This window comes from Streptomyces sp. NPDC093149 (assembly GCF_044754145.1).
Taxonomy (GTDB): domain Bacteria; phylum Actinomycetota; class Actinomycetes; order Streptomycetales; family Streptomycetaceae; genus Streptomyces.
In genome coordinates this window covers 293,934-320,232 of the sequence record NZ_JBIVON010000006.1, presented here as the reverse complement: position 1 = coordinate 320,232, position 26,299 = coordinate 293,934, and the positions used below count along the sequence as shown (strand labels likewise).

Genomic DNA, 26,299 nt, shown 5'->3' with positions numbered 1-26,299 from the left:
CGAGGGTGACATCCCGGGCCGGTGGCTCGATGATCCGGAATCGGCATCGCGGGACCGCCTCCGCGGCCATAGTTGACGTATGAGCCTGACCACGGACGGAGAGCCGCCCGGCCCTGTGCGGTTCTACCTCGCGTGCGACCGCCGGGGCTGCCGGACACGGGCCGTGTTCGACCTGGTGGTCGCGGAGCCGCCGCCGGACATCGAGGCCGACCTGTTCGGCCATGTGCTGCACAGTGCGACCGTCGCCTCCCCGTACATCGGGGAGCTCGGATGGATATTCATCCAGCAGGAGGGCTACTGGTGCCCGAACTGCGCCTCGCCGGGCCGGCGCCCTCGGTCGAGGGACGTCACGTCGTCCTGAACCCGGGGAGCGCCGATAACGGTTCGGCGGGCACCGAAGCCTTACGGATCTAGCGTCGAGGCATGACGGACATGAAGCACGCACCCGACACACCTGACGTACTCGACGCACCCGGCGCACTCGAAGCGCTGTACGAGCCCGACGCATCGCGCACGTCCGACGCATCGCACGCGTCCGACGCATCGCACGCACCCGACGCGTCCGGCCTGGTCACGCAGGATGCCCCCGATGCCCTCGACGAAGCCCCGGTGACCGACGACCGCGACCCCGCGCGGATCCTGACGGCCATGGTCGACCACGTCCTGGGCCTCGCCGGGACCTGGACCGGATGGGACGGTCGCCCCACCCCCGCCGACGACCGGATCTACACCCCGCACAAGGCGATCCGCCGTGTCGCCGACCACATGGTCGACCATCTCGCGGAGATGGAGGCCAGGCTCGCGGGTGAGGAGACGCAGCCGGACCACTGGCATGCCTCGGCCACCACGACCGAGTCGGACCTCGCGCCGTTCACCGAGGCCGACCTCGACGAGGCGCGCAGCAGGCTCGTCCGTCTGGCCAGGATCTGGGCGAACCGTCTGGACGCCCTGACACCCGACCAGCTCGACCGGTCGCCGGGAAAGGGGTGGACGTTCCGCCAACTCGCCTTCCATCTGGAGGGATCGGCGTACTACGCGGACTCCGTGGGGGACTTGTCGGCGGCCGGTACACCCGCTTCCCACCCGGATCGGACATCGAAGCCATGACGCCGGACAACGAAGCCGTGACGCCGGACGCCGAAGCGATGACGTCGGACAACGAAGCCGTGACGCCGGACGCCGAAGCGATGACGCCGGACAACGAAGCCGTGACGCCGGACGCCGAAGTCATGACGCCGGACGTCGAAGCCATGACGCCGGACGTCGAAGCCATGACGCTGGACACCGAAGCCATGACGTCGCGCACCGAAGCCGTGGCGTCGGACACCGAAGCCGTGGCGTCGGACAACGCGCCCGGCGGAGCCGCGCTGCCCATGGCGACCGCCGCCGCCGCGTTTGCCGCGCTGCACCGTTCGTCCGGTCCGCCGTTCCTGATTCCCAACGCCTGGGACCGTGCCTCGGCGTCCGCCCTTGCCGCGCAGGGCTTTCCGGCCGTCGCCACGACCAGCCTCGCAGTGGCCGCCTCGGCGGGCCTGCCGGACGGTGCGGGAGCGACCCGGGCGGAGACGCTGCTGCTGGCCCGGCGGCTCGGGACGGGGCCTTATCTGCTCTCCGTGGACGCCGAGTCCGGGTTCGGCGACGACCCCGACGAGGTGGCCCGACTGGCCCGTGAACTGGCGGATGCCGGGGCGGTCGGCATCAATCTGGAGGACGGCCGCAGCGACGGCACCCTCGCTCCGGTGGCGCTCCACGCGGCGAAGATCGCTGCGGTGAAGGCCGCCGTACCGCACCTTTTCGTCAACGCCCGTACGGACACGTACTGGTCGGGCGGCAGGGAGAAGGCCGCGACGACGTCTCGACTCCAGGCGTACGAACAGGCGGGCGCGGACGGTGTGTTCGTACCAGGGCTGACCGATCCCTCGGAGATCGCCACCCTGGTGAAGCGGCTCGAAACCCCTCTCAACATTCTCTACACGCCCTCCGGTCCCACCGTCCGCCAACTCGGTGATCTCGGTGTGCGCCGGGTGAGCCTCGGCTCGCTGCTGTTCCGGACGGCGCTCGGGGCGGCGCTGGACGCGGCGGAGGACATCCGGGCGGGGCGGCCGGTGGCCGGGGGAGGACCCACGTATGCGCAGGTGCAGGCACTGGCCGGTCCGGTCACTGGCGGCTGCCGCTGCGTCTGCGGCGCACCCGCGCCACAGTCCAGATCCCGACCCCGATGATGGGGAACACGATCAACGACATCGTCACAATGGCGATGATCCCCACGAAGAGAAATGTGACCAGCAACTCCCCTATCGAGGGGTCCGGTTCCATACCCTGCCTCCTTGATGTGGTCGCGCAACGCTGCTCCGGCGACGACGCATGGGCGGATCCTGCCGGTTCCTCGAAGCCACGGCATCACGCGCCTTCCGTCCCCACCACTCACCCCGGCTCCCGTCCCGTCCGCCGGAAGCCTGCGGCGGCGCGCACGTCATGTGTGCTGCGAGCCCGGCGGGCGCCGATGCGGCTTTCGGCCGCCGCCGGACCGGGACCGGGACTGGGGCTGGGGCCGGGGTCAGGATGAGGATGAGGATCAGGACCGGGGGCAGGGTCAGGGGCTGGGGATCTCCTCGATCCGTTCGCGGTTCAGCAGGAACAGGGGCAGGTGTGGCTGGTCCGGAGCGATGGGGAACCCGTGGTCGAAAGCGAGGCTCGCGATCGCCAATGGCCCCAGGGCCACTCGGGCGCGCGGTGCCGCCGACCCGCCCCAGTGGGAACCGTGTTCCGCGAGGGCTTCGGCGAGTGTCTTGGCGAAGATGTCGTGGTCCCGTGCGATGAGGCGGTGGAAGAGCGAGATCGGCTGGTAGTCGATCCCGTTCACGAACTCCATCGGCGCGTGACTCACGTCGGGCCCGGACGCCTTCATGGTGGCGACCAGCTTCTCCACGACCGCGTCCATGGAGTCGCGTTCGGAGAAGTAGGTCTGCAGGGTGTCGACCCAGCACAACACGTACTCGTCGACGGAGTCGTCCTGCCGCAGCGTCTCCAGCGGCACCTGGCACAGTCTGCGGACGCGCTCCCCCTCCCGGCACACGATCGCCAAGTAGAGGGCGTCGAGCCAGGCGCGGGCGTCCGCGGGCGGAGCCGCGGGCGTGGCCGGCAGCTGCCGGACCAGGTCCTCGCTCAGTCGGCAGTCCTGCGGTTGCGCACCGGTGAAGAGGGCGGAGCCGAGCTGTACGGCGGTGGCCCAGGCATTCCACGTATCGATGTGCGCCGCCCTGGGGTCGGTGGCACAGCGGGCATGGGCGTGGGCGACGGCGGTGTCGAAAGCACTTCCCAGGTCGGCGGTCGGGGCCTGGGAGAGACCTGCTATCGACTCGGCTGTGGCGCGGGCGAGTTCGGCGAGGCCGGGGGCTGCTGCCTCGTCGGCGGTACGGGTGGCGAGTCGTCCGGCGCGGTCGAGGCGGACCAGGCCCTTCATCAGGCTGAGCAGTCGTGGCGGCGGCTGGATGGAGAAGGTTCGGGTGTCCTCGTCGATGACCGTGAGCGACTTCAGGCCGCCGCGGTACCACCAGTAGACCCGCGGGGACAGCGCGCCCGGCCCGTCCTCGAAGGCCCCCAGCGCGTAGGCGGCGAGCCTGTTGACGGCGTCGACCACCGTGCCGTCGGCGATCGGGTGGTACACCAGGTTGTGGCGGCTCGGCATGACGACGAGGGCACCGGAGTGCGGAAGCGACTCGCCGGTGACCTGCTGGACCGCGGCGGACAGGAACAGGGCTTTGCTGCCTACGAAGTGCGAGTCGCCGTAGAAGGAGTGCAGGATCGTTCCTTCGAGGGGGATCTCCTCGTGTGTGACGGGTACGCGCATCAGGTTCCCGTACGCCGCCTGCCCCAGCTCCTCCAGGCCGACGCGCTCCACGTCCGGGTCGGTGAGGATCCGTACGTCGGTGGGCCGGTCGAGGGCATACGCGAAGACGAGGCCGTCGGCCACGAGGCGTGCGTAGCGCAGGGACCCGGCGATCTCGGGGGTGATCGAGTCGGCGGGCAGCAGCCGGGCGTACGTACCGCGCAGCAGCTCGTCGGTGTCGGGAGTGTGGTCCGGGTTCATTGCCCCGACTCTACGAAAGCGGTGTGCCAGCGGATGACGCGGCCCCGGCCGGGCCAGTCGGACCAAAGGACCCAAGTAGACTCTAAGGCAGGGCATTTGACGTGGCCGGCCACACCGCTCGGGCCGCTTCGGACGACGTTGCCCGGGGCAGAAGGGAAGCGCTCGACCGCGAGCGTCTCGGCGTCGGCCCGCCCGGCTGGTGCCGGCCTTCACCGACAGCTGCCCCCTAACAGCGTGGTGGACGGTCGGCCGACGTCGTACGCTCCCTCTGGTCAATCAAAGTCTCGTGGGGGGACATTCATGCGCACAACCATGCGGCTTACCCTGCTCGGCACCGGCGTCGCGCTGGTCGCCACCGCGATCGGCGCCACCGCCGCCCAGGCGGAGGACGGCGGCAGCGGCAACATCACGATCGACAAGGTCGTCATCAACGGCGGCAAGCCGGTCGTGGTCGGTACCACCAACGTGGTGTCCGCCAAGGTCTCCGTGACCGCGTCGGACGATTCGGGCATCGCCAAGACCACGTACATCAGCGCCGCCGGCCCGAAGCCGAACTTCGCGCAGGTCTGGGACGACGAGATCACCTGCGTCAAGGCGAGCGCCACCACGTCGACCTGCACGGGCACGCTGACGTTCGACCCGCAGGCGTCGACCGGCTTCGTCAACAACAGTGCGGCGGCCACCTGGAAACTCGGCACACTGGTCTCCGCCAACGACTACGACTACATCCACCGGGACGCGGCCACCACGTTCAAGGTGCAGCGCTACTCGAAGCTGACGGTCAACGCCTCGCCGGAGCCGGTGAAGAAGGGCAAGACCATCACGGTCACCGGCAAGCTCTCCCGGGCCAACTGGGAGACCAACAAGTACCACGGCTACGCGAACCAGTCGGTGAAGCTGCAGTTCCGCAAGAAGGGAAGCAACACCTACAGCACGGTGAAGACGATCAAGTCCAACTCGACGGGCAACCTCAAGACGACCGTCACCGCCTCCACCGACGGCTACTTCCGCTACAGCTTCGCGGGCACGGCGACGACTCCGGCGGTCAACGCGACCGGCGACTTCGTCGACGTCCGATAGCCACGTACCGAGAGCTTCCCTGAGATCTCACGCGGGAGGACCCCGGTTCGACCACAGGCGGCCGACGCACCGCGCCTGGCCGAGTCCCGGGGATACCCGGCAGGTGCGCCGTCCTCACCGGGACGGCGCACCTGCCGGTATGACGGTGATCTGTGCCCGCCCAGGGACGCTCCATCGCGGTAGTCCCTGGTGCCGATCGCAAGAAGGAAGGCGGACAGGGGCAGCCCTGCCCAGCCGAGGGCCCTGTTCAATCTCACGGGAATCGAAGGCTCGTTCACAGCTTGCGCTGATGCGGGCTGTGAGCGGCCAGCGCTGCCACGTAGTCTCGTTCTCTCCACACGGCAAGGACGGGGGCGATCACTCGATGGCGAAGCCGGTACGTGCAGCACTGGGGGATGTCTGGCTCGAGTGCCTGGTCTGCCAGGGTGACCTGTTCCGAGAACGGAGTGTTCTGCTCAACAGCACTGGGATGGAGTTCCTGAAGTTGGCCTGGGCTGACGAGAGCGCCACGGGCCTGATCTGCTGGCGGTGCGGATACGTGCACCTGTTCGTCAACAAGGACATAGAGCTCTACCGAGCGGACAAGTGACGGAGATGCGTCCTTGTGGGCCGAGGATCCGTCGAGGGCATCTGCACCCCGGATTGCTCAGCCGGAAGGTTTGTCGGTGGTGTGGCACGGCCGCGATCAAGGCTAAGGGCCAGTTCAGAGGGATTAGTCCCCTGAACCGGCCCTTAGTGCCGTGCCCCCGGCAGGATTCGAACCTGCGACACCCGCTTTAGGAGTTCGGTCTACGCCCGCCCGTGACGCTGTAGTTGGCTGGTCCGGCGGCCGCCCAGGGGTGCTGTTGTGTGTCGCCGTCCGACGTCGTTGATGTCAGTGTTGGATGTCATCCCGACCGGACCACCCAAGGACGGCATCAAGGGCATTCCCGAGGAAGAGAGGCTAGATCGCGAACTCGTGCGTGATCCCGACACACACGTCGCCTTCGAAGAGCAGCGCGATGTGGTAGACGTCGCTCTGCCACTGCAGTAGCACCTGATCGGGCCCCGCCACGCTGAAGCTGGAGTAGGGGCCGACCGCAGCGACGATCTCGTCTTTGCTCCGGCCGGCCAGGTTGCCGAGGTTCGCAAAGCCCTGAGCTAGTGCCCGTCCGCCAGGTAACAGCCCAGAGTCTTCGCTCATGATGCCTGCGAACTGGCCCAGTTCGAAGAGGACTCCGATGTGGTAGCTGCCGCTTTGCCACTGAAGCAGGGTTTGCCCCGGTCCTGTCATGCTCTGGCTGATTGGCGCACCAACCGAAGCGATGATCTCGTCCGCTGTGCGGCCCGTGAGGTTCCCCAGTTTGGCGAAGCCCTGTTGCAGCCTCTGCCCCGACAAGCCAAACATGCGCCCTCCCTCATGTGATGACGACCACACTCTACGGACCTCCGGGACCGGTGTGGCACGTAGAGGGTTTAGTCCGCGAAGTCACTGATACCGAATCGATCCGACTGGGAGAGGGGCGACCAGTCGATGTTGGGCAGGTGACAGTACGCGCTACCGATTGATGGGGATCTCGTAGACGATCTCGCAGTGAGCCGCGGGCACCACGATGTCCGCCGTCTCCACGGGCCGACCGTCGACGCTGTAATACGTCCGCTGGATGTGCGTGACGAGCGCCGCCTTCTGGACACCGAGCAACGACGCCTCCTCGGCAGTCGCTAGCCTCGGCTCTGGCTGCTCCACGGCATGGCTGACCTTGATGCCGATCGCTGCCATCCGGTTCACTACGCCTGTTCCCGCGTGGGGGCCTCCTTCGGGGAGGACGACGAGAGTGCCGGCGGTGAGGTCGTATGGCTCCCAGCTCGTCGACAGCTGCACCGGCCTACCGTCCGCCAGGAATTCGTACGCAGTGCGCACGCACAATTCGCCCTCGGTGATGCCGAGTCGCGTCGCGATGTCGGCGGGGGCCGGCACTTTGGCGTCCGTCCGGCTCTCCCAATCCCCTTGTCTGCCCACGGCCTTCATGTCGGCCCGGAAGGGCGACCCGGTCGGCTGCTCGCGCGCCGACGACCGCACCACCCGCACCCGCTGTCGGGGCTCGGCGACATAGGTGCCAGAACCGGCGCGACCCTCCAGGACGCCTTGGGAGATCAGCAGTTCCTGTGCCCGGCGGACCACGTTCTCGCCCACGCCGCACTCCTGGCCGATCTGAGACCGGGAAGGCAGGCGGTCTCCCGGCTCCCACACGTGCTCAACGATCCGCCGCCGGAGTTCGTCGGCGATGCGGAGATAGGGCGGCTGCTCAGGCATATGGAAAATCTAGTCCACTAGCTCTAGTCTAGTTAACTAGCTTCACTGAAAGTGATTGCTGGTGACGGAGGCTGCCTGTGCCCGCTTCGGGAGTTAGCGCGGTGGTCATCGCTGCCCGGCTGTCCGCCCTCGGGCTGCCCGCGCGAACGGAGGAACACCCCCGGCACACGTCGGTGGAAGCGGAGGTGCCCGATGCGCTCTCCGCCGAGTCATGGCGGGAGGTCCTGGACGCGGTGGCTGAGGCCGATCGATTCGGTCTCCTCGACACCAGCTTGAACGGCCGCACCTTATGGGCGGTCGTACGCAAAGCGGTCCCCACGACGGGCGATGTCGGGGGACCGAGCTATCAGCGATAGGAGCTGAACAGCGTGCTCAACCGTATCCGCCACGCCTTCTTCCTCACCAGGGCGCGGTACTCCTCAAGAGGCAGGCACCGCCGTGCGTTAACACCCTCCTTCCCTCCGGCGTCCCCGCTCGCCTCCCATGAATCCGTTGGCGTGCCGACTCCCTTCCTGGGCTGGGCAACTGCCGACGTGGCGCCCCACCGAACCTTGCTCAGGGGGGAAGACGTCGCGCTCGTCCGCCCATACGTGCTGGCGTCAGAAAGGCGTGTTCGGACAGGCTCGATGGTCACTGCTTCTCACCTGCCGCCGGACGCTTGGGCGTTCCTCGCGGGAGGCCACTGATGCCACCTCGTCGACAACTACACGTCTCAGATACCTCAGCCGTCTCCTATCGCTCAACCGATTGCAGGATCGGCACACACGCCTCCTGCACGGAATCCTCCCCGGCCTTGGTATCGGACGACCTCCCGGTGATCTGCGAAGCGTGTGACTGCCCGTGCCACCCGTCTCCCGGCCCGTCCATGCCCCTGGAGGCGACGCGGTGAGCGCTTGGGCCCCTGGCGGCGTGCTGGTCTCCAGCATCGAGATCACCGCGGCCACCGTTCGGCGCGGCGATGTTATTCAACTTGGCGGCCAGGCCTGCCGGGTGGGAGACCTCATTCAGCTTCCCCAGGGAGCGAAGCAATTGCTCTTCGAGTCGGGCGAGCTGCTGACCATGCACGCGCGTACCCGGCTCGTCGCCATGCGCATGCTGAGAAGGCGGTGACCGGCTCCATGCGCTCACGCCACCACGACATTGCCGACGACCTTCGTCAGCAGATCACCACCGGCCGTATTCGGCCCAGCGAACGCCTTCCGTCCGAGGCCGACCTTGCCGACCAGTACAAGGTCAGCACGGTGACCCTGCGGAGAGCCCTCGCCGCGCTCCAGGGCGAAGGCCTCGTGGAGAAAGTTCATGGCAAAGGCAACTTCGTCCGCGGTCCTCACCGCAAGATCCTGTATGTCGGTGGCTGGGGCACCCTGGACCCGCGGACTGCCGCCGAGCCGGCATCGCGTGTCACCGTCCGCAGCAACATCGTTCAGGCCCAAGCGCACCTTATGACCCTGCTGAAGGTGCCTCTGGGCAGCCCCATCGTGGAGATCACCTGCATCAGCCATGAAGGGGAGTCTCCGTGCGGTCTGGCTCGCATCTACATGCCTCGCGACCTGGCCCCGGCCGGAGTGCTCGAAGACAGCTCCACGTGCCGAGACGCAGTCACAAGATTCGCCGCACTCACTCCGCCGCCGGCTGCTCTCCGAGAGGCCGTGTGCGCACGCCCCCCGACACCGGACGAAGCATCGACCCTTCGCCTTGGCCCGGCATCGGCCGTCCTTTCCATCACCCGCATCGCCACCGACTCCACCGGCCGAGTCACCGAAGTCACGCTCCTGGCGTTCCCGGGGGATCGCGTAGACGCCGTCTTCACTACCCACCGCGTGACCGACGAGAGGCAGACTCAAGGATGACAGCACCGAATGAACTGCGACTCCTCCCGTGGCCCGGCCCCGACGGCAAGCCCTGCTTCCTGAGCACTGACGACGCTGGCGGCTACCTGTCCCGCCTGGCCGACGACACCGAAGCGATACAGCTCCGCTTGGGCGCCGAGTTCTTGGACCACGCACTCGAAGTACTCGCCGACGCCGAGACGGACACGGACGAACTTCGCCTGCTGGCAACGGACCTGACCGGCGCCCTACAAGACGTGGTCCGCGTAGCAACAAGCCGTGGTCACCGCCTCTCGCGCCCAGGCCACCCCGTTCACGTGGGACTGCCCGGGCACTTCAGGTAGCGAAAGACCATGCAAGGCAACAGAGAGGCCCCAGCCCTAGTCTGGGGCCTCTCCTATTTGGCGGACACGGCTCCAGAGGCCCCATACGACTCATACGTTTTGGCAGTTCGGGCCACTGGCGGTAGGCGCTGTGACTCCCTCAGGCCGCGAATAGGCCGCGGACGGCAGGGTGGCGCTCCAGGTCTGCTACAGCGTGGCGCCAGGGCCCAGCTCGGTTGCACCGAGAGAGACGTGACGCGTGGTCATGGCTGATGCGTTAGAACTTTTGTGCTAGTGGGGAGTGATGGCGCCGGCCGTCGCTGATGTAGCTGCAGGCTGTCCGCCGGACTGCTGATCACGGACTTGACCTGCTCGTTCTCTAACTGTTCGGGGCGTTAAGAGAGGTACGCCAACGCTCCGAGATTCAGCCAATGGCCAGTTTTCGCCTCTCTAGGCAAGAGTCTTTTCCTATACGTATGATCTAGATCTGAAAAAATTGGATGCGGGCCGGGGGGCTGGCAAGGACCATGAGTGCCATGAAGCAGGCAAGCATGCACGTGAACTCTCTCGTGCTAGACGAATCGAACCCGCGGCACGAGAAGAAGACTGCGAGTTTGGAAGAATCAATCGCGGCCCTTCTCGGGCATAACCCGGAGAAGCTCTATCGACTGGCGAAGGACATCGCCCAGCACGGTATAAACCCCGCCGAGCTCCCTATCGTGGTCATCGAAGGTGATCGAAACATAGTAGTGGAGGGTAACCGGCGGGTAGCCGCGCTCAAGCTCCTCGGTAACCCTAGCCTCGCGCCCACGGAGAAACTCCAGAAGCAGTTCGCCGCGATCGCGCGCAATAATGATATCCCGAGAAGGGTGGGGTGCGTAATTGCCGAGAGCAGGACGCAGGCGGAACACTGGATCATGCTTCGGCACGATGCTGGGGGGAAGGGCGTCGGAATTGTGCCCTGGAGTTCCGCGGAAAAGAGCCGGTTCAGTGGCCGGTCCACGCCGACGGGGAAAGCGCTTCTGTTTATTGAGGCCGTCTCCAAGTGGTTTGCTGATGATCCGAACCTCGTGAAGGATGCCCACGCGGTACGTAATAGCCGGATCACCAATCTCGGGCGGATGCTTGCTGACCCCTATGTCAGGAACCGGCTCGGGCTTACATTCGAAGGTGACGTGATCCTCAGGGGTTACAGTCTCGAAAAAATGAAGCCTTTCCTGGCTCGGCTGTTCTCCGACCTTGCTGGGTCAGTGACGGTTGATCAGATCAAGAGCAAGGAGCAGAGGAAAGACTATCTTCAGCAGGTTGAAGACGACCTTCCGCGGCTCGCCGATAGGCTCGAAATCCCTCAGGTGTACTCCAAAAATGGGGCGGCGGATGATCCATCCACCTCTTCGCAAGGGGATTTGGACGACAGCATCCCGGACGCGAAGCCGGCGAAACGGCGGCGGGCCGATTTCGACAAAAAGTTGTTTCGGGGCGTTGTGCTCCGGCATGTGAGTCTCAGGACATCCGAAGTCCTAGAAGAGGCTAAGCAGCTGAAGATAGACGAGATGCCCAACGTAGCCGCGATCATGGTTCGGGCGGTGGTGGACATTGTGGCCACCGAGGTTGCTGAGAAACTGAGATGGCGGCGGAACCAGGACACTCTCAAGGGTAGGATCGGGGCTGTACTTACCCAGGTGGACCCGAACAAGGACAACCCAGATCTCGCGAATGCTTGGCGGTTTTCGCAGCAGGATGAGGGCGCTTTGGTCTTGAAGACGCTGCACTCCTTTGTGCATACGTGGGAGAGTAATCCACTCTCATCGGACGTTAGGAAGTTGAGCATGGCGTATGGACCTCTCCTGATCCTCGCGGATGAGCTCTTGGAGAAGAAGCGCCGATGAGATACATCAGCCCGCTTCGCTATCCAGGCGGCAAGGCGCGACTGGCGCCTTATATTACACAGTTGATGGCGCGACAGCGCCCGCGTCCCCGTTCGTACGCTGAGCCATTTGCGGGGGGCGCGGGTGCTGCTTTGCGTCTGCTTGTGGACGGTGAAGTTGAGCGAATCTATATCAACGACCTAGATCAAGGAATTTCAGCCTTCTGGCGCTGTGTTTTTCGGCGTCCTGAGGAACTTTCTCGAATGGTAGAGAAAGAGGAAATTAGCGTTGCGGCGTGGTATAAGCACTCCGAGGTGTATAGAAACCCGCAAGGGTTCGACGATCTAACCCTTGGGTTCTCTACCTTCTTCCTTAATAGGTGCAATCGATCTGGCATCCTGCGGGCCAGGCCAATCGGGGGCCTAGATCAGGCGGGCAATTGGAAGATCGATGCTCGCTTTAACAGAGCGTCGCTGGCTGCCCGGATTCGATACCTCGGTCAGTTCGGAGACAAGGTGTCCCTCTCGCAGCAAGATGCGCGCGATTTCATCAGGGATATTGAGCCCCACGGCTCCGACGTTCTTCTCTATGTGGATCCGCCCTATTTGGTTCAGGGTGACCGTCTTTATCTGGATTCATTGGCACGTGAAGATCACGAAGAGCTGGCTAAGGTTCTTCGTGCAACTAGTCTTCAGTGGTTTCTCACCTATGACGCGGACAAGCGCATTACCGACGATCTCTACAGGGGATTCAGGTGTGCAGAGTTTGACATACTGCATACAGCTCAAATACAGCGCACAGGCGTCGAGTATGCGATCTTTGGCAACGGGCTGACTGTGCCGCGGTACGCGGGAATTATTGGGGAGGACAATTTTCGGTGGATGACTTCCTCTCGGAAGAAAGCCCTCGTCTAGCAGCAGTTGCGCTCCGAGGTCGGCGGAGCGGCTTTGGCCGGTGGCCTGCCCGGTTTGGGGTCGAGCATGATCAGGGGGCCGTACGCTGGTTGGCAACTCGGGCAGGCTTTGGGCCTGACCGCAATGTGGTCGAGTGGCCCCCTGGTCTTGCTCGACGCGGGACCCGAACCGGGGAGGTGGGTAAAGCCGTGGAGTCGACCGCCCCAGCCACTGCGAGTTTCTCCCACCATCTGCCCGAGCCGTAGGCGCGCGGCCGACGGTCCGGGCGGGAGCGGGGCGGAGACAGGAGCGCAGGCCCGGGGCGACGGGCGCGCGACGCCGCCCCGGCGGCGGAAGCGCCCTTGATGAAGTAGGGAAAGTCTTATCCCGCTGGGGTGAGATGTTTGCCGTCGTGGCTTCGTACGTGGGGGCCGTTGCCGTCCAAGGCGTCCAGGAGCCGGATCGCGTAGACCTCGGACATGCGCTCGCTGACTTCTTCGGGTGTGAGCCAGGAGACGGCTGTCGACTCGCTTGAGGTGCGCTCGGTTCCGCCGGAGGGCTTGCAGCGGAAGACCAGGGCGACGATGCCTCGGGTCGTGTTCTTGTAGACGCCGGTGAGTTCGTCGACCTCGACGTGGATGCCTGTTTCTTCCCAGACTTCGCGGGCTACGCCGGCCTCCGGGGTCTCGTTGAGTTCGAGTACGCCGCCGGGGAGTTCCCATGTGCCGTTGTCGGCTCGGCGGATCGCCAGGAGGCGCCCGTCCTCGCGCACCACTACCCCGGCTACGGATACGGAGTGCAGGGGCGGCGACGTTGCTTCCTGTGGTTGACTCATGTACAGGAGCATAGGAGGCATGGAAGGACTATGGGAACTGCGGTAGAGGGGGGCAGGTCCGGGCCTCGGTACGTGCAGATCGCGGACGAGATCGTGCGGCAGATCAGGGCTGGTGTGCTCAAGCCTGGCGACATGGTGCCGAGTGAGTCTGAGCTGGTGGAGCGCTATGGCGTGTCCGGCGGCACGATCCGTAAGGCCATGGTCGAGGTGCGGGCTAGCGGGCTCGTCGAGACCCGGCACGGCAAGGGCTCGATCGTGAAGGACCGGCCGCCGGTGCGGCACCGTTCCTCCGACCGCTTTCGGCGCTCGCTCCGTCAGGGTGGCAAGGCCGCGTACCTCGCGGAGTCCGCGCAGTCCGGCGCCACTGCCAAGGTGAGCGTCCTCTACATCGGGCCTATGGAGGCCCCCGCGGATGCAGCCCAGCGACTGGGCGTTCCCGCCGGCACTCAAGTGCTAGCCCGGCGGCGCCTCTACTTCCGCAACGGCACCCCGGTCGAGACCGCCTCCTCGTATCTCCCGTGGGACGTGGTGAAGGAGATCCCAGAGCTGTTCGCCGAGAACCCTGGCGGCGGTGGCATCTATGCCCGACTCGAAGACCACGGGCATGAGTTCGCTGAGTTCGTCGAGACGCTGCAAGCCCGGCCGGCCTCCAAGGCGGAAGCCACCGAGCTGGCGCTCAGTCCGGGTGCGCCGGTGGTTCACCTCATCCGGGAGGCCCGTACGACGACCGGCCTCGTGGTTGAGGTCTGCGACACGCTCATGGCTGCTGACCAGTTCGTTTTCGAGTACCGGATCCCTGCCGACGACTGACGCTCGCTCAACTCCCTGCAACCCGTCGTGACTTTGATGCCGCGGCGGGTTGACTCATGTACAGGAGTGATGCACTCTTCTTCATGCCACTCATATACATGAGTGACGGAGTTCAGCATCTATAGAGGAGTGATCCGCTGTGCGTCAGATCCCCGTCGACACCTCCGCCGCGACCGTGATGGTCGCCAAGACCCCGCAGCCGAAGGTGAAGGACCGCCGTACCGGCGAGATCGCCACCGACGCCGAGACCGGCGCGCAGCTGATGACCGTGGACGTGATGTTCGCGGCCAACGACGAAGTCGAGATCCTGTCCATCACCGTCCCGGAGACCGGCATCTCCGGCGACCTGACCATGGGCACGCCAGCCGCCCTCACGGGGCTGATCGCCCGGCCGTGGGAGAACGAGTTCAACGGCCAGAAGCGGCACGGCATTGCCTTCCGTGCCGTCGCCGTCACCTCGCTGGCCACCATGGGCACGGCCTCGAAGGCGGCCTGAGCCATGACGTGGCCGACGGTCTTACTACTGGTGGTCGTCGCCGCTGCAGGTCTCCTGCGGTGGCGGCGTCCCGCCTGGTACTGGCTGACCTTCGGGGTCACCCTCGCTGTCGTGCGCGTCCTGGTCCGCTACGCCTCCGTCATGGAGGCTTGCGGGCTGACGGTCCCGCCTTCGCGCTGGCGGCTGATGCTGGCCCGGATAGCCAACCGACCAGCGCCGGAATCCCGCGCACCACGCATCCTGCGGCTGCGGCCCACCCACACCGGCCTGGTCCTCAGACTCAAACTCCGCCCGGGACAGGACGCCTTCGACATCGCTGCCGCCTCGGACCGGTTGCGCCACTCCTTCGGGATGTACGGCGTGACTTCCCGTGAGCTGCGCTCGGGTGTGGTCGAGATCCGGATGACCGGCTACGACGTACTCAAGCGGGTGCAGATGCCGGCCAAGACCGACACCCGGCCGATGCGCATCCCGGTCGCGCTGCGGGAGGACGGCTCGGTTCATTACCGGGACTATCGTGCTGTCCCGCACGGCCTGACCCTCGGCGCCACGGAGTCAGGCAAGTCCGTCTATCAGCGCAACCTCGTCGCCGGGCTCGCCCCGCACCACGTCGCGTTGGTCGGCATCGACTGCAAGCAAGGGGTCGAGCTGTTCCCGCTGGCACGCCGGTTCTCCGCGCTCGCCGACAACCCCGACACCGCATTGGAGTTGCTGGAGGCGCTGGTGTCCCACATGCAGGACGTGTATCAGCTCATCCGCACCGAGCAGCGGGTCAGCGTCGCCGTGCCGGACGCGGAGATCGCCGCCGACATCTGGGACCTGTCCGAGGATCTACGGCCGGTTCCGGTCGTCGTCCTGGTCGACGAGGTCGCCGAACTCGCCCTCTTCGCCAGCAAGGAGGAAGAGAAGCGGCGGGACCGGATCATCACCGCCCTGGTCCGCCTCGCCCAACTCGGCCGCGCGGCCGGCGTCTACCTGGAGATCTGCGGGCAGCGCTTCGGCTCCGAGCTCGGCAAGGGCATCACGATGCTCCGCGCCCAGCTCACCGGCCGCACCGCGCACCGTGTCAACGACGAGACATCCGCGAACATGGCCTTCGGCGACATTGCGCCGGACGCTGTACTCGCTGCCATCCAGATTCCTGCCGAGACGCGTGGCATCGCCATCACCGGAGACTCCACCGGCGGCTGGCACCGCATCCGCGCCCCGCACACCTCGCTGCGCCAGGCCGTGAACGTCTGCAACAAGCACGCCGACCGCACCCCCGAGCTGCCCGCCCTCGCGCCCTTCCGGCCCGCGGTCGCCCCGCTGCACTCGGCTTGCGTGCCGCTGTCCAAGACAGCCCCCGCCACCGCCTGACCCACCACCCCTCCCACGGTCGGCGCGACCGCCCTTCGCGCCGGTTCCCTACCCCCCGCCATGCCTGATCACAGGAAGGAGCCGTGATGGCCCGCGCCGCTCTCCGCATCGACGCCGTACTCGTTCAGGCCGTCATCGCCGGGGCACTGTCCTTCGCCCACTTGCACGACCTTGCCGCCGCTGCCGGACAGACCGGCTGGAAGGCCTGGGCCTATCCGGTCTCCGTGGACCTGCTCCTGGTCGCCGCCTGGCGTCGGCTGCGTGCCGATGGGCCGTCCCGGCTGGCCTGGTGCTGGTTCCTCATTGCCCTGGTCGCCTCCCTCGGCGCCAACGTCGCCACCGCCGGACTGCTCGACCTGAACGACGTCCCGGCCTGGCTGCGCATCCTCGTCGCCGCCTGGCCCGCCCTGGCCTTCATGGGCGGCACCCTCCTCGCCCACTCACCCGCGGACCGCTCCCCGGCTCCGCCAGTACCTTCCACCCCGGCTCCGGACCCTGCGCCCGAGACGGATCACGACGCCGTCGCCGCGGAGTCGAGCCGGGTACCCGAACCCGGCGCCGCCCCGGATCCCGAGGAAACCCCGGCCCTGCCCACAGCCATGCCGGTCCCGGCCGCGCTGGTCGCCCACGCCCGCAAGGTCGCCGACGACCACCACGCCCGCACCGGCGCCCGGATCGACACCGACACCCTCCGCGCCCGCCTCGGCGTCCCGCCCCATCTCGCCGACGCCATCGCCACCCAACTCACGTGACACAGAAAGGAGACAAGCCGTGACCCGTGACCCGGCCGATCTGACCGCTGCCGACTACCTCGACGGTGCCCGCGAGATGACCGCCGCCAACCGGCCCTACCTCGCTCACCTGCTCGCCGAGGAAGCCGCCCAGCGCACCACCGACCCGGCATCCGCCGCCGGCATCCGCGCCACCTTCCCCGCCCCGACCGCAACCCGAGAGGAGACCGACTGACATGCCCGCCGGCGACTTCTTCCACTCCGTGATGCGGATCGGCCCCGTACAGATCGGCACCCACCGCGACCGCCGCGGCCAGACCAAACACGCAGCCGTGTGCACCAACGACCGGTGCGGCTGGTCCGCCGACTACTCCAACCAGTCCGCCGCACAGCTCGCCGCCCGCACCCACCGCTGCCGCGTCAGCTAGGAGGCCGACCCCGATGGACGTTCCGCTCTGGCTCGCACTGCTCACCGTCGGCTACCTCGGCGTCAAGCTCATCCGCCCGCCCTGGTGGCTCATCGCCGTGCTCCTCCTCGGCGGCTTCCTCCTCGCCGACAGCGTGCTTGCTCCTGTCGTCAACGGCTTCGTCAAGTAACACGACCCGAAGGGAGAACACCGATGCTCCGCCCGAAGATCCCGACCAATCCCACGCCCACCGGCCACGTCATGCCGCCCGTGGTCGTGGAGCCGACCACCGTCGTTTCGAGTGCGCAGGTTCCGCATCCTGCTCCGGTCGCTGCGACGCCGTCCCGGCCCACGGTGCAGCTCACCCCCGGCACCGCCCTGGCCCTCGCCGGCAGCGGGACGGCCGTGGTCCTGGTCGTCGGTGCCGTCCTGGTCTCCATGCTCCTCGCGGTCGCCATCACCGGCGCCTCGGTCGCCGTCTGCGCCCTGGTGATCCGCTCCCTCATCAACGCCGACGCCAAGCGACGCTGACCGGCCCCCGGGCGGCCTCGATACCGCCAAGCATCCGCCGCCCGGGAGCCGTCCCTGTCCGATCTCACAACCGGAAGGAAGCACCCAGCATGGCGCACCGCGCCTCGCCCGTGCCTGCCCCGCTGCTCGACCCGACCACCCTCGGTGACCTCCTGCGGGTGGCCTCGGCTCCTGACTACACGCGCTGGGAGGACCAGATCCGCCGTACCGGCGGCTGCTCCGACCCCATCCACCTGACCGGCTGGACCCTCCACAAGGACAAGACCACCGGCGAGACCCTGCATCACTACACCACCGCCGACGAGCCCGGCCGCCGCCTCCGCCTCGCCTGCGGCAACCGGCGCGCCTCTCGCTGCCCCTCCTGCGCCTGGACCTACGCGGGCGACACCTACCACCTCATCCGCGCGGGCCTGGCCGGTGACGACCGCCGCGACGTCCCCACCACCGTCAGGGACCACCCCCGCGTCTTCGCCACCCTCACCGCCCCCTCCTTCGGCCCGGTCCACAACCGTCCCGACCACGGCGCCTGCCGCTGCGGCACCCAACATGCCCCGGACGCATCGGAACTGGGCACCGCCCTCGACCCCGCCACGTACGACTACGCGGGCGCCGTCCTGTTCAACAACCACGCCGGACAGCTCTGGCAGCGCTTCACCACACGCCTGCGCCGCGAACTCGCTGCCCGCGTCGGCCTCACCCGCCGAGAACTCGCCGACCGCGTCCGCGTCTCCTACGGCAAGGTCGCCGAGTTCCAGAAGCGTGGCGCCCTGCACTTCCACGCGGTGATCCGGCTCGACGGCCCAGAGGGGCCCGGAACGCCGCCACCCGCCTGGGCAACGGTCGACCTGCTCGCCGATGCGATCCATGCAGCCGCGGCGCACTCCTACACGTCCGTCTCCGTCCCGTCCGCCGGGGACCAACCGGCCCGGTCCTTTCGCTGGGGAACACAGCTCGACGTCCGCCCGGTGAAGGCCTTCGGTGACGGCTCCGACATCACCGAACAGGCCGTTGCCTCCTACGTCGCCAAGTACTCCACCAAGGCAGCCGAGAACACCGGCACCCTCGACCGCCGCATCGGGGAACTCGCCGAGCTCAACCGCCACCAGGTCCCGGACCACACCCGCCGCCTGATCACCGCATGCCGCGACCTGGACAGCCTCTACCCGGAACGGCGCCTCTGGGCCTGGGCACACATGCTCGGCTTCCGCGGCCACTTCTCCTCCAAGTCCCGCCGCTACTCCACCACCCTCGGCGCCCTCCGCCAGGCACGCGCCGACTACCGCGCCACCCAAGAGGCCGCCGCCCTGGGCCTGGACAACCGCGAACCGGACACCGTCCTCGTCCTCACCGACTGGCAGTACGCCGGCCACGGCCACACCCCCGGTGAATCCGCCCTCGCCGCCTCAATCGCCCGAGACATCCAGCTCAACCGCGAGACGGCACGCGAAGCACTGCAAGACCAACTCGCCCTGGAAGGAGCCGCAGCATGAACACCGCCGTCACCGCCGAACTGCTGACCGTGCCGGAAGTCATGGCGCGTCTCAAGATCGGACGCTCGAAGGTCTACGACCTGATCCGCTCGCGCCGTCTCGTCTCGATCAAGATCGATGGGGCTCGTCGTATCCCCGATGTCGCCGTTCGTGACTTCGTCCTCGGCCAGATCGAGGAGGCTGCCTGATGGCCGGTCCGCGCAAGCGCAATCCCAACGGCGCCGGCACCATCACCAAGCGCAAGGACGGCCGTTACCAGTGCGCGGTCTACGTCCTTCAGCCGGACGGCACCCGCGCCCGCAAGTTCGCCTACGGCAAGACCTGGGCCGAGTGCGACACCAAGCGCCGGGAACTGCTCGACAAGGTCGACCAGGGCGTGCCCGTCCCCACCCGCTCGGCCAAGCTCTCCGAGTGGCTGCCGTACTGGCTGGACCACGTCATCAAGCCTCGACGGAAGCTCAGTACGTACGACAAGTACGAGTCGCATGTCCGGCTGTACCTGGTGCCGTTGATCGGCGCCAAGCGGCTCGAATCGCTCGGCGTCGCCGACGTACGCCGCTTCCTCGTCCGCTTGGAGAAGGAGACCACTGCGGCGACCGCCAAGGAGTCTCACCGCGTCCTGAGGTCGGCGCTGTCCTCCGCCTGCCGGGAGGAACTGATCACGCGCAACGTCGCCAAGCTCGTCGAGCCGCCCCGCACCGACAACCGCGAACTGAAGCCCTGGACCCTCGATGAGACGCTCGACTTCCTTGCGGCCTCCCGCAAGGACCCGCTGTACGCGGCCTTCGTGCTCGCCATCGCTATGGGTCTCCGCCGGGGTGAGATCGTCGGCCTCCGCTGGTCGGACCTCGACCTGGACAACCGCGTCCTCCACGTCCGCCAGCAGACCCAGCGCCGTCGGGGCGTCCTCTACGACGACGATCCCAAGAGCCGCCGTCGCCGGGTCGTCCCGCTGCCCGCCCTCTGCATCGCGCCCCTGCGCTGGCACCGGATGCGGCAGGCAACTGCTCGCGCCAAGGCGGGGGAGCGGTGGCAGGAGTCCGGCTACGTCTTCACCACCCGCACCGGCCGCCAGGTCGAGCCGCGGAACGTCTACCGCTCCTTCACCCGCGTCGCCGAGTCCGCCGGCCTCCGGGTGATCCGGCTGCACGACGCCCGGCACGGCACCGCCACCCTCCTCACGGCGGCCGGAGTTGCGCCCCGCGTCGTGATGGAGATCCTCGGGCACTCTCAGATCAGCATCACCATGGACGTGTACACGCACGTCGTGCAGGACACGCAGCGGGAGGCCATGAGCCACATGGACCGGCTGCTGCGAAGGCGTCCCGGCCGTCAGTGATCGCCCTCGTTGATGTCAGAAGTGGATGTCAAAGGCCCACCACCTCCGAAAATCCGGAAGTGGTGGGCCTTTGACCTGGTGCCCCCGGCAGGATTCGAACCTGCGACACCCGCTTTAGGAGAGCGGTGCTCTATCCCCTGAGCTACGAAGGCGGGGGCTTGTAGAAAACCTTGGGGAAAACCCAGCGAGTGGATCTCCGGCGAGGCGTACAAGCCCACTGGTCAGACGGGGTGCGATGCTCTCTGCGATCTTGCTCGGGCAGACAGTGGGACGTACCGACGACCGACCAGGGACAGCGTAGCGGATCCGTGCCGGTGAGGGGCTTCCGTATCGGGGTAGCTCGGTGAAAGCGGATGCTGCATGTCTCTGACCTGCTGCTTACGTGTGCCGAGGTTGATGGCCGAGGGGTGGCTGAGTGTGGTGGGGAAGGCGAAATTTCCGTTCCGTTCCGTGCGTGTGCCCTTGAGGGGATGTGGGTGTGATCTTGAGAGGCCCTGACGAGTCTGCGGGCATCTTTGTGAGGAGCGGGAGTCGTCGGGCGTGGTGGTTGATCGAACGGTGCTTCTGGCGTGTATCCAGCAGTGGTCCTGCGCCGGGCTATTAGGTCAGATGCGCGGTAGTGGGGTGGCTTCAAGCGCGGGGGTCTGTGTCGGCCTGGCCAGCGCTGCAGTGCTCCGAGACCCTGCGAGGTGCCCATGAGGTGGTGACTAGGGGTGTGACCCAGATACGCGTGAAAGGGGCAATGGGTTGATCCTGAGGCCCTGGCGCCCAGCCCGTCACCCGTTCGGCTCAGCGTCGTTGGTGGTGATGTTGACCATCATCTTGGGGGCTGGGGTGGGTTGTGACCTCGATCGAGCGGACCGCGTATCCGCGGTTCAAGCGGCTGATCACCGCATGAGCTGTATCTGTTCTTCTCGCCGACTCGCGATGAGCTGGACTGGGCGGCCGGGGCCACGGACAGCGACAAGCATCTGCTGGCCCTGCTGCTGATGCTGAAGTCGTATCAGCGTATGGGGTGTTTCCCGGCGCTGGAGGATGTGCCGGAGCAGGTGGTGGAGTTCGTCCGCCGTACGGTGGAGCTGCCGGAGGGCACGCTGCCGGTGCACCGGGAGGCCCGGACCGCGAAGTACCACCGGGGCCTGGTCCGCATGCGGGTCGGCGTGGCGTACGACCAGGCGGAGGCCCGGCGGGTCGCGGAGCAGGCGATCCGCGAGGAGGCCGCGGCGAAGAACCGGCCGGCGGACCTGATCGACATCGCGCTGGAGAAGGTCGTGGAGGCCGGGCTGGAGCTGCCGGGGTTCTCCACCTTCGACAAGATGGCCTCGAAGATCCGCACCGAGGTGAACGCCTCGATCTGCGCGGGCGTCCACCACCGCATGAGCCCCCTTCAATGATCGGAGCTGCTGGGGCTGCTGGAGGAGCGCGACGCAGACGGCACGACGCTGTTCAACCGGCTGAAGAAGCCTGCCAAGGGGCCGAGCTGGTCGCACTTCAAGAACCTGACCCGGCGCATGGAGTGGCTGGACGGCCTCGGCGACAGGGCGGTGTGGATGGACGGCGTCGCCGCACGGAAGATCAGCGACTTCGCCGGGGAGGCCGACGCGGGGGACGCGCCAGGCGCTTCGGGACTACAGGCCGATCAAGCGTCTCGCGTTGATCGCGTGCCTGGTGCACAAGGCGAGGATGCGGGTCCGTGACGACCTGGCGACGATGTTCTGCAAGCGCGTCGCCACGAAGATCAAGAAGGCCAAGACGGAGCTGGAGGAGATCCGGCTGGCCGAGCGGGAGATCACCGAGGCCCTGATCGGGAACTACCGCGTCGTGCTCAAGGACATCGACACCGACGGCCCGGCCCAGGCGGCGCTCGTGAAGGCTGCGGAGATGACCGCCGAGACCAGGGCCGCCCTTGAGGGACTGGACGAGGAGGCGTCGGCCGACGAGGTGGTCCGGCGACTGAACGGGAAGGTCACCCCGGCCCTGCTCGCCTTCCTCAAGGCCCTGCTGGTGCAGGCCGGGGGCCTGGCCACAGTGGCGAAGACGGTGGAGGCTTTCGGCGGGTTCGCCAGGCAGTACGAGCAGATCGAGAAGGTCTCCGCCCACCACGGCAACCTGTGGGAGCCGCTGTTGTACGGGCAGATCGGCCGGGACCGGGCGGTGATGTTCGATCTGGCCGAGAAGCTTCAGTTCACCGCGACCTCGGAGGACAGGCGGGTGTTGGACGCGCTCGCGCACGCCCAGCACCACCAGTCAGCGCGTGGCGAGTACATCGCCGCCTTCGACGAGTCGGGCCGGGAGGTGGACATCTCCTTCGCCACCCAGAACTGGCGCAAGGTGGTGCTCGACAGGACCCGCACCGGGCAGTTCGTCCGCAAGCACTTCGAGGCGATGGTCTTCACCTACCTCGCTGAGGAACTGCGCTGCGGCGACGTCGCGGATCTCGGCTCGGAGGAGTACGCCGACTGGTCCCAGCAGTTGCTGGAGTGGGAGGCCGTCCAGGAGGCGCTGGCCGACTACCTGGTGGAGGTCGGGCTGTGCGAGGCCGGCGAGACCGACGGGTTCGACGCGCGGTTCTTCCGCCGGCAGTTGGAGGACAAGCTGCGGTCCGCCGTCGCGGCGGCGGACGCCGGGTACCCGGACAACGAGGGCCTGGTCATCGACCCGGAGACGGGCATCCCGTCGCTGAAGCCGCACCGCTCGGAGGGGCTGGCGCCCTCGGCGAAGCGGCTGGAGCAGGAGATCAAATCCCGGATGCCGGAGCGCACGCTGATCGGGATTGTGTCGAGGACCGCGTACTGGGTGGAGTGGTGGCGCCGCTTCGGCCCGGCCTCGGGCAACGAGCCGAAGCTGGGTGATCCGTTCGGCCGCTACGTCATCACGACCTTCGTGAAGGGCACCAACATGGGCCCGTACGAGGCCGCCCGCCACACCCCCGGGGTGAGCGGGCACGAGCTGTCGTACGTGGCGAACCGGCACTTCTCGATCGTGTTGCTGAACGAGGCGATCGCCGACCTGGTCAACGCGCACGCGCGGCTGGACATCTCGCAGGCGTGGGGCGACGGCACCGCGGTGGCGGCCGACGGCACGCACATGGACATCTACCTGGACAACCTGCTCGCCGAGACGAGCGTGCGTTACGGCAAGCCGGGCGGGATTGCCTACCACCACATCTCGGACACCTACATCGCGCTGTTCACGCACTTCATCCCATGCGGGGTGTGGGAGGCCGTCTACATCATCGAGGGCCTGCTCAAGAACACCTCCGAGGTCAAGCCGACCACCGTGCACGCCGATACGCATGGCCAGTCCCAGCCTGTGCTCGCGCTCGCGCACCTGCTGGGCTTCGACCTGATGCTCAGAATCAGGAACTGGACCAGAATCAGGAACTGGAAGGGCCTGACCTCCTACCGGCCCAGCAAGACCACCGAGTACGTGCACATCGACGTACTGTTCGGGGAGCCGGGCAAGAACACAATCGACTGGGACTTGATCGAGTCGCAGTTCCGGCACCTGATGCGGGTGGCCATCTCCGTCCGCGAGGGGGCGATCTCCTCGTCGACGCTGCTGAAGCGGCTGCGTTCGGGGTCGCGGAAGAACGCCACCTACACCGCGTTCCGCGAGGTCGGCCGTGTGATCCGCACCGTGCAGCTGCTGCGTTTTCTCTCGGACGCCCCGCTGCGGCGGCGGGTGACCGCGGCGACGAACAAGGTTGAGTCGTTCAACCGGTTCTCCCAGTGGCTCGGCTTCGGCAACCGCGGCGTCATCGCCGACAACGACCCCGTCGAGCAGGAGAAGGCGATGAAGTTCAACGCGCTGCTCACAAACGCGGTGATCTTCCACAACGCCCTGGACATCGCGGAGATCGTCCGCCGGCTGCTGGAGGAGGGCTGGGAGATCGCCCCGGAGGACCTGGCCCACATCTCGCCGTACCTGACCGAGCACATCAACCGGTTCGGCGAGTACTCCATATACAAGCTCGGCATCCAGCCCGAGGCGTACGAGACGAAGCTGGACGTCGACGTCACCCCGCTGCGTGAGCAGGACCCGGCCGCCGTCGGCTTCACCGCGGCCGCCTGATCCCCACCCTGGGCGGGGGCGTTGTCATGCCTGCTGGACGGGGCGCTTGGGCTGTACCTCCCGCCTTGCCTGCCGCATCGACAGTCCCGGACGGCCCGGCACAGGAACGACTCCACGCCCTGGACGCACCGCGGCCCGGGTACGCGGGGTGCGTACCCGGGCCGCGCGGTGGGTGACCCTGGAGTGTCAGGCGGAGAGGGTCTTGTGGAGGGCGTCGAGGCCGTCGGCGTAGATGCCGGTGAACAGGTCGACGACTTCCTGCTCGGTGGCGCCCTTGGGGTAGAAGCGGCCGGACCACTGGACCTCGGCGACGTCGTCACGGCCGGGGACGGTGTGGACGCGGATGGTGGAAACGTACCCGTCGTCCACCGGGAACGGGGCCTGGAGGATGGCGTAGCTGTAGTGGCGCTCGGTCTCGTTGAAGGCCACGAGGCGCTCGATGATCACTTCGCCCTCGAGGTTCTTCAGCCGGCGCACCCGGCCACCCTCGACAGCGACGCTCTCGGGGATGTAGGGGAGCCAGTCGGGCAGGGCGTCGAAGCCGCCGATGAGGCTCCACACCTTCTCGGGGGAGGCGGGCACTATGCGGCTGACGGAAGTGGAGGCCATGGTCTTTCTCCTGGATTCTGGTGCTGGGTGAGGGGTTCGGGGTGGGTGGGGTCAGGCGCCGTTGGGGAGGGGGGCGGCGGGGCTGACCAGGCGCGCGGCGCGCAGGTCGTGCCAGAACGCGACCGGGATCTTCTCGTTGAGGGCGGCGATGTCCTCGGCGATGCGGCTGGGCTTGGTGGCACCGGGGACGACGGCGTCGGCCACCGGGTGGGCCAGGGAGAACTGCAGCGCGGCGGCCTTGATGGAGATGCCGTGCTTGGCGGTGAGCTCCTTGAGGCGGTTGACCTTCGTGATGATCTCCGGCGGGGCCTGCTGGTACTCGAAGTGGGCGCCGCCGGCGAGGATGCCGGAGCTGTAGGGGCCGCCGACGACCATGCCGACGTTCTGCTCCTGGGCCATGGGCAGCAGTCGCTGCAGGGCGTGCTCGTGGTCGAGGAGGGTGTAGCGGCCGGCGAGCAGGAAGCCGTCGGGCTGCGGCTCGTCGAGCGCGAGGGTCATCTCGATGGGCTCGGTCTTGTTGACGCCCAGGCCCCAGGCCTTGATGACGCCCTCGTCACGCAGGCGGGACAGCACGCGGAAGGCTCCGGTGCGGGCCTCCTCGAACTTCTGCACCCACAGGTCACCGTGGAAGTCCTGGGCGATGTCGTGGACCCAGATGATGTCGAGGCGGTCGACGCCGAGGCGCCTGAGGCTGCCCTCGATGGAGCGCTCGGTGGCCTCGGCGGTCCACTCGTGGACGATCTTGTTGGGGTTCCCGTGCTCGAAGATGCCGCCCTTCTCGCCGAGGTCACGGGCGCCCTCCTCCAGCTCGTCCAGGATGACCCGGCCGACCTTGGTCGACAGGACGAACTCGTCGCGGGGCTTGGTGGAGAGGACCTGACCCAGGCGCTGCTCGGAGAGACCGGCGCCGTAGAAGGGGGCGGTGTCGTAGTAGCGGATTCCCTGGTCCCAGGCGGCCTCGACGGTGGCGCGGGCCTCCTCGTCGGGGATCGCGCGGAACATGTTGCCGAGCGGGGCGGTGCCGAAGCCGAGACGGCCGGGAAGGATGTTCTTGAGGGTCATGATGGTGCCTTTTCGATCGGTGTCTCCGTGCCGGGGCGTCCCTGACACGGGAGGGGGGAGACACGGGAGGGATCGGGTGCCTCTGTGGGGGCCGCCCTGCCGACGGGGCCGTGGCACTGGATGCACGGCGGTCCTCTGTCAGGGTCGGGACGCCGCGGCAATTAATGCACGAGCGCCTTA

The 26,299-nt window shown here is 67.2% G+C and carries 29 protein-coding genes and 1 tRNA gene; 23 read left to right on the top strand and 7 right to left on the bottom strand.

What is annotated here, in order from left to right; all coding sequences use genetic code 11:
• Positions 1-79: 79 nt before the first annotated feature.
• The 3 genes from ACIQCZ_RS20680 (at position 80) to ACIQCZ_RS20670 (ending at position 2,222) form a co-directional block, all read left to right on the top strand.
• Complete coding sequence (locus ACIQCZ_RS20680) at positions 80-361, top strand: hypothetical protein (RefSeq protein WP_376285167.1); 282 nt, start codon at positions 80-82, stop codon at positions 359-361.
• A 62-nt stretch (positions 362-423) separates the two neighbouring features.
• Entirely contained in the window at positions 424-1,107 is a 684-nt protein-coding gene (locus tag ACIQCZ_RS20675; protein WP_402283941.1) for a hypothetical protein, read from the top strand.
• Positions 1,104-2,222, top strand: coding sequence for an isocitrate lyase/phosphoenolpyruvate mutase family protein (locus tag ACIQCZ_RS20670; protein WP_402283939.1), 1,119 nt, complete (start codon positions 1,104-1,106; stop codon positions 2,220-2,222). Before ACIQCZ_RS20675 ends, ACIQCZ_RS20670 begins: the two co-directional genes overlap by 4 nt.
• 371 nt (positions 2,223-2,593) lie before the next feature.
• On the opposite strand, the gene ACIQCZ_RS20665 is transcribed toward ACIQCZ_RS20670, so the two are convergent.
• Entirely contained in the window at positions 2,594-4,090 is a 1,497-nt protein-coding gene (locus ACIQCZ_RS20665; protein WP_402283938.1) for an immunity 49 family protein, read from the bottom strand.
• Positions 4,091-4,390: 300 nt separating this feature from the next.
• Here ACIQCZ_RS20665 and ACIQCZ_RS20660 point away from each other — a divergent pair, with 300 nt between their 5' ends.
• On the top strand, positions 4,391-5,170 hold the full coding sequence (locus tag ACIQCZ_RS20660) for a calcium-binding protein (RefSeq protein WP_402283937.1): 780 nt from the start codon (positions 4,391-4,393) through the stop codon (positions 5,168-5,170).
• A gap of 943 nt (positions 5,171-6,113) precedes the next feature.
• Here ACIQCZ_RS20660 and ACIQCZ_RS20655 read toward each other — a convergent pair.
• Positions 6,114-6,557 carry a hypothetical protein gene (locus tag ACIQCZ_RS20655; protein ID WP_402283936.1) on the bottom strand — a complete coding sequence of 148 codons (444 nt, stop codon included), beginning with the start codon at positions 6,555-6,557 and terminating at the stop codon, positions 6,114-6,116.
• 150 nt (positions 6,558-6,707) lie between these two features.
• The gene (locus ACIQCZ_RS20650) at positions 6,708-7,463 is read right to left on the bottom strand and encodes a GntR family transcriptional regulator (protein ID WP_402283935.1); all 756 of its coding nucleotides are present in this window, start codon (positions 7,461-7,463) and stop codon (positions 6,708-6,710) included.
• A gap of 77 nt (positions 7,464-7,540) precedes the next feature.
• On the opposite strand from ACIQCZ_RS20650, the gene ACIQCZ_RS20645 reads away from it, so the two are divergent.
• From ACIQCZ_RS20645 to ACIQCZ_RS20620, 6 genes are all read left to right on the top strand, one after another.
• The gene (locus tag ACIQCZ_RS20645; RefSeq protein ID WP_124722760.1) at positions 7,541-7,819 is read left to right on the top strand and encodes a hypothetical protein; all 279 of its coding nucleotides are present in this window, start codon (positions 7,541-7,543) and stop codon (positions 7,817-7,819) included.
• A gap of 529 nt (positions 7,820-8,348) precedes the next feature.
• The gene (locus tag ACIQCZ_RS20640; protein WP_124722763.1) at positions 8,349-8,573 is read left to right on the top strand and encodes a hypothetical protein; all 225 of its coding nucleotides are present in this window, start codon (positions 8,349-8,351) and stop codon (positions 8,571-8,573) included.
• Between the two features lie 8 nt (positions 8,574-8,581).
• Entirely contained in the window at positions 8,582-9,313 is a 732-nt protein-coding gene (locus ACIQCZ_RS20635) for a GntR family transcriptional regulator (RefSeq protein ID WP_402284188.1), read from the top strand.
• On the top strand, positions 9,310-9,636 hold the full coding sequence (locus ACIQCZ_RS20630; protein WP_402283933.1) for a hypothetical protein: 327 nt from the start codon (positions 9,310-9,312) through the stop codon (positions 9,634-9,636). Before ACIQCZ_RS20635 ends, ACIQCZ_RS20630 begins: the two co-directional genes overlap by 4 nt.
• A 515-nt stretch (positions 9,637-10,151) precedes the next feature.
• On the top strand, positions 10,152-11,504 hold the full coding sequence (locus tag ACIQCZ_RS20625) for a hypothetical protein (RefSeq protein ID WP_402283931.1): 1,353 nt from the start codon (positions 10,152-10,154) through the stop codon (positions 11,502-11,504).
• Positions 11,501-12,397, top strand: coding sequence for a DNA adenine methylase (locus ACIQCZ_RS20620; RefSeq protein WP_402283929.1), 897 nt, complete (start codon positions 11,501-11,503; stop codon positions 12,395-12,397). Before ACIQCZ_RS20625 ends, ACIQCZ_RS20620 begins: the two co-directional genes overlap by 4 nt.
• A gap of 361 nt (positions 12,398-12,758) precedes the next feature.
• Here ACIQCZ_RS20620 and ACIQCZ_RS20615 read toward each other — a convergent pair whose 3' ends face one another.
• Positions 12,759-13,223: an NUDIX hydrolase gene (locus ACIQCZ_RS20615; RefSeq protein ID WP_402284186.1), complete on the bottom strand. Its 465-nt coding sequence runs from the start codon at positions 13,221-13,223 to the stop codon at positions 12,759-12,761.
• Positions 13,224-13,241: 18 nt separating this feature from the next.
• Here ACIQCZ_RS20615 and ACIQCZ_RS20610 point away from each other — a divergent pair, with 18 nt between their 5' ends.
• The 11 genes from ACIQCZ_RS20610 (at position 13,242) to ACIQCZ_RS20560 (ending at position 20,374) form a co-directional block, all read left to right on the top strand.
• Entirely contained in the window at positions 13,242-14,021 is a 780-nt protein-coding gene (locus tag ACIQCZ_RS20610; protein WP_402283927.1) for a GntR family transcriptional regulator, read from the top strand.
• A 139-nt stretch (positions 14,022-14,160) separates the two neighbouring features.
• Positions 14,161-14,517 (top strand): hypothetical protein, encoded by a 357-nt coding sequence (locus tag ACIQCZ_RS20605; RefSeq protein ID WP_352278121.1) that lies wholly within the window; start codon positions 14,161-14,163, stop codon positions 14,515-14,517.
• A gap of 3 nt (positions 14,518-14,520) precedes the next feature.
• Entirely contained in the window at positions 14,521-15,876 is a 1,356-nt protein-coding gene (locus tag ACIQCZ_RS20600) for an FtsK/SpoIIIE domain-containing protein (RefSeq protein WP_402283925.1), read from the top strand.
• An 86-nt stretch (positions 15,877-15,962) separates the two neighbouring features.
• The gene (locus ACIQCZ_RS20595; protein WP_402283923.1) at positions 15,963-16,628 is read left to right on the top strand and encodes a DUF2637 domain-containing protein; all 666 of its coding nucleotides are present in this window, start codon (positions 15,963-15,965) and stop codon (positions 16,626-16,628) included.
• A gap of 19 nt (positions 16,629-16,647) precedes the next feature.
• Positions 16,648-16,842, top strand: coding sequence for a hypothetical protein (locus tag ACIQCZ_RS20590; RefSeq protein ID WP_402283921.1), 195 nt, complete (start codon positions 16,648-16,650; stop codon positions 16,840-16,842).
• Between the two features lies 1 nt (position 16,843).
• The gene (locus ACIQCZ_RS20585; RefSeq protein ID WP_402283919.1) at positions 16,844-17,035 is read left to right on the top strand and encodes a mobile element transfer protein; all 192 of its coding nucleotides are present in this window, start codon (positions 16,844-16,846) and stop codon (positions 17,033-17,035) included.
• A gap of 13 nt (positions 17,036-17,048) precedes the next feature.
• Positions 17,049-17,204 (top strand): hypothetical protein, encoded by a 156-nt coding sequence (locus tag ACIQCZ_RS20580; RefSeq protein ID WP_266690365.1) that lies wholly within the window; start codon positions 17,049-17,051, stop codon positions 17,202-17,204.
• A 23-nt stretch (positions 17,205-17,227) separates the two neighbouring features.
• Positions 17,228-17,545, top strand: a complete 318-nt coding sequence (locus ACIQCZ_RS20575) for a SpdD-like protein (RefSeq protein WP_402283917.1) — start codon at positions 17,228-17,230, stop codon at positions 17,543-17,545.
• A 110-nt stretch (positions 17,546-17,655) separates the two neighbouring features.
• Positions 17,656-19,035 (top strand): replication initiator protein RepSA, encoded by a 1,380-nt coding sequence (repSA, locus tag ACIQCZ_RS20570; protein ID WP_402284185.1) that lies wholly within the window; start codon positions 17,656-17,658, stop codon positions 19,033-19,035.
• Positions 19,032-19,223, top strand: a complete 192-nt coding sequence (locus tag ACIQCZ_RS20565; RefSeq protein WP_402283915.1) for a helix-turn-helix domain-containing protein — start codon at positions 19,032-19,034, stop codon at positions 19,221-19,223. The genes repSA and ACIQCZ_RS20565 overlap by 4 nt, the downstream gene beginning before the upstream one ends.
• Positions 19,223-20,374, top strand: coding sequence for a tyrosine-type recombinase/integrase (locus ACIQCZ_RS20560; RefSeq protein WP_402283914.1), 1,152 nt, complete (start codon positions 19,223-19,225; stop codon positions 20,372-20,374). The genes ACIQCZ_RS20565 and ACIQCZ_RS20560 overlap by 1 nt, the downstream gene beginning before the upstream one ends.
• A gap of 76 nt (positions 20,375-20,450) precedes the next feature.
• On the opposite strand, the gene ACIQCZ_RS20555 is transcribed toward ACIQCZ_RS20560, so the two are convergent.
• Positions 20,451-20,526: transfer RNA gene (locus ACIQCZ_RS20555), tRNA-Arg, on the bottom strand.
• A gap of 747 nt (positions 20,527-21,273) precedes the next feature.
• On the opposite strand from ACIQCZ_RS20555, the gene ACIQCZ_RS20550 reads away from it, so the two are divergent.
• Together ACIQCZ_RS20550 and ACIQCZ_RS20545 are read left to right on the top strand one after the other, a co-directional pair.
• Entirely contained in the window at positions 21,274-21,768 is a 495-nt protein-coding gene (locus ACIQCZ_RS20550) for a DUF4158 domain-containing protein (RefSeq protein WP_402284184.1), read from the top strand.
• A 289-nt stretch (positions 21,769-22,057) separates the two neighbouring features.
• Positions 22,058-24,448 (top strand): transposase, encoded by a 2,391-nt coding sequence (locus ACIQCZ_RS20545; protein ID WP_402283912.1) that lies wholly within the window; start codon positions 22,058-22,060, stop codon positions 24,446-24,448.
• 186 nt (positions 24,449-24,634) lie between these two features.
• Here the strand turns inward: ACIQCZ_RS20545 and ACIQCZ_RS20540 are convergent, their stop codons facing one another.
• Together ACIQCZ_RS20540 and ACIQCZ_RS20535 are read right to left on the bottom strand one after the other, a co-directional pair.
• Positions 24,635-25,057 (bottom strand): SRPBCC family protein, encoded by a 423-nt coding sequence (locus ACIQCZ_RS20540; RefSeq protein ID WP_402283911.1) that lies wholly within the window; start codon positions 25,055-25,057, stop codon positions 24,635-24,637.
• Positions 25,058-25,108: 51 nt separating this feature from the next.
• A complete protein-coding gene (locus ACIQCZ_RS20535) occupies positions 25,109-26,119 on the bottom strand; it encodes an aldo/keto reductase (RefSeq protein ID WP_402283909.1) in 1,011 nt (336 codons plus the stop codon).
• Positions 26,120-26,299: the final 180 nt, after the last annotated feature.

What these genes read in the sequence shown, in the direction of transcription:
- ACIQCZ_RS20565 (WP_402283915.1), top strand. Translation starts at nt 19,032, where the DNA reads ATGAACACCGCCGTCACCGCCGAACTGCTGACCGTGCCGGAAGTCATG.
- ACIQCZ_RS20660 (WP_402283937.1), top strand. Translation starts at nt 4,391, where the DNA reads ATGCGCACAACCATGCGGCTTACCCTGCTCGGCACCGGCGTCGCGCTG.
- ACIQCZ_RS20655 (WP_402283936.1), bottom strand. Translation starts at nt 6,557, where the DNA reads ATGTTTGGCTTGTCGGGGCAGAGGCTGCAACAGGGCTTCGCCAAACTG.
- ACIQCZ_RS20600 (WP_402283925.1), top strand. Translation starts at nt 14,521, where the DNA reads ATGACGTGGCCGACGGTCTTACTACTGGTGGTCGTCGCCGCTGCAGGT.
- ACIQCZ_RS20580 (WP_266690365.1), top strand. Translation starts at nt 17,049, where the DNA reads ATGGACGTTCCGCTCTGGCTCGCACTGCTCACCGTCGGCTACCTCGGC.
- ACIQCZ_RS20560 (WP_402283914.1), top strand. Translation starts at nt 19,223, where the DNA reads ATGGCCGGTCCGCGCAAGCGCAATCCCAACGGCGCCGGCACCATCACC.
- ACIQCZ_RS20665 (WP_402283938.1), bottom strand. Translation starts at nt 4,090, where the DNA reads ATGAACCCGGACCACACTCCCGACACCGACGAGCTGCTGCGCGGTACG.
- ACIQCZ_RS20585 (WP_402283919.1), top strand. Translation starts at nt 16,844, where the DNA reads ATGCCCGCCGGCGACTTCTTCCACTCCGTGATGCGGATCGGCCCCGTA.
- ACIQCZ_RS20630 (WP_402283933.1), top strand. Translation starts at nt 9,310, where the DNA reads ATGACAGCACCGAATGAACTGCGACTCCTCCCGTGGCCCGGCCCCGAC.
- ACIQCZ_RS20535 (WP_402283909.1), bottom strand. Translation starts at nt 26,119, where the DNA reads ATGACCCTCAAGAACATCCTTCCCGGCCGTCTCGGCTTCGGCACCGCC.
- ACIQCZ_RS20545 (WP_402283912.1), top strand. Translation starts at nt 22,058, where the DNA reads ATGCGGGTCCGTGACGACCTGGCGACGATGTTCTGCAAGCGCGTCGCC.
- ACIQCZ_RS20615 (WP_402284186.1), bottom strand. Translation starts at nt 13,223, where the DNA reads ATGCTCCTGTACATGAGTCAACCACAGGAAGCAACGTCGCCGCCCCTG.
- ACIQCZ_RS20595 (WP_402283923.1), top strand. Translation starts at nt 15,963, where the DNA reads ATGGCCCGCGCCGCTCTCCGCATCGACGCCGTACTCGTTCAGGCCGTC.
- ACIQCZ_RS20670 (WP_402283939.1), top strand. Translation starts at nt 1,104, where the DNA reads ATGACGCCGGACAACGAAGCCGTGACGCCGGACGCCGAAGCGATGACG.
- ACIQCZ_RS20635 (WP_402284188.1), top strand. Translation starts at nt 8,582, where the DNA reads ATGCGCTCACGCCACCACGACATTGCCGACGACCTTCGTCAGCAGATC.
- ACIQCZ_RS20610 (WP_402283927.1), top strand. Translation starts at nt 13,242, where the DNA reads ATGGGAACTGCGGTAGAGGGGGGCAGGTCCGGGCCTCGGTACGTGCAG.
- ACIQCZ_RS20575 (WP_402283917.1), top strand. Translation starts at nt 17,228, where the DNA reads ATGCTCCGCCCGAAGATCCCGACCAATCCCACGCCCACCGGCCACGTC.
- ACIQCZ_RS20540 (WP_402283911.1), bottom strand. Translation starts at nt 25,057, where the DNA reads ATGGCCTCCACTTCCGTCAGCCGCATAGTGCCCGCCTCCCCCGAGAAG.
- ACIQCZ_RS20675 (WP_402283941.1), top strand. Translation starts at nt 424, where the DNA reads ATGACGGACATGAAGCACGCACCCGACACACCTGACGTACTCGACGCA.
- ACIQCZ_RS20650 (WP_402283935.1), bottom strand. Translation starts at nt 7,463, where the DNA reads ATGCCTGAGCAGCCGCCCTATCTCCGCATCGCCGACGAACTCCGGCGG.
- ACIQCZ_RS20620 (WP_402283929.1), top strand. Translation starts at nt 11,501, where the DNA reads ATGAGATACATCAGCCCGCTTCGCTATCCAGGCGGCAAGGCGCGACTG.
- ACIQCZ_RS20680 (WP_376285167.1), top strand. Translation starts at nt 80, where the DNA reads ATGAGCCTGACCACGGACGGAGAGCCGCCCGGCCCTGTGCGGTTCTAC.
- ACIQCZ_RS20625 (WP_402283931.1), top strand. Translation starts at nt 10,152, where the DNA reads ATGAAGCAGGCAAGCATGCACGTGAACTCTCTCGTGCTAGACGAATCG.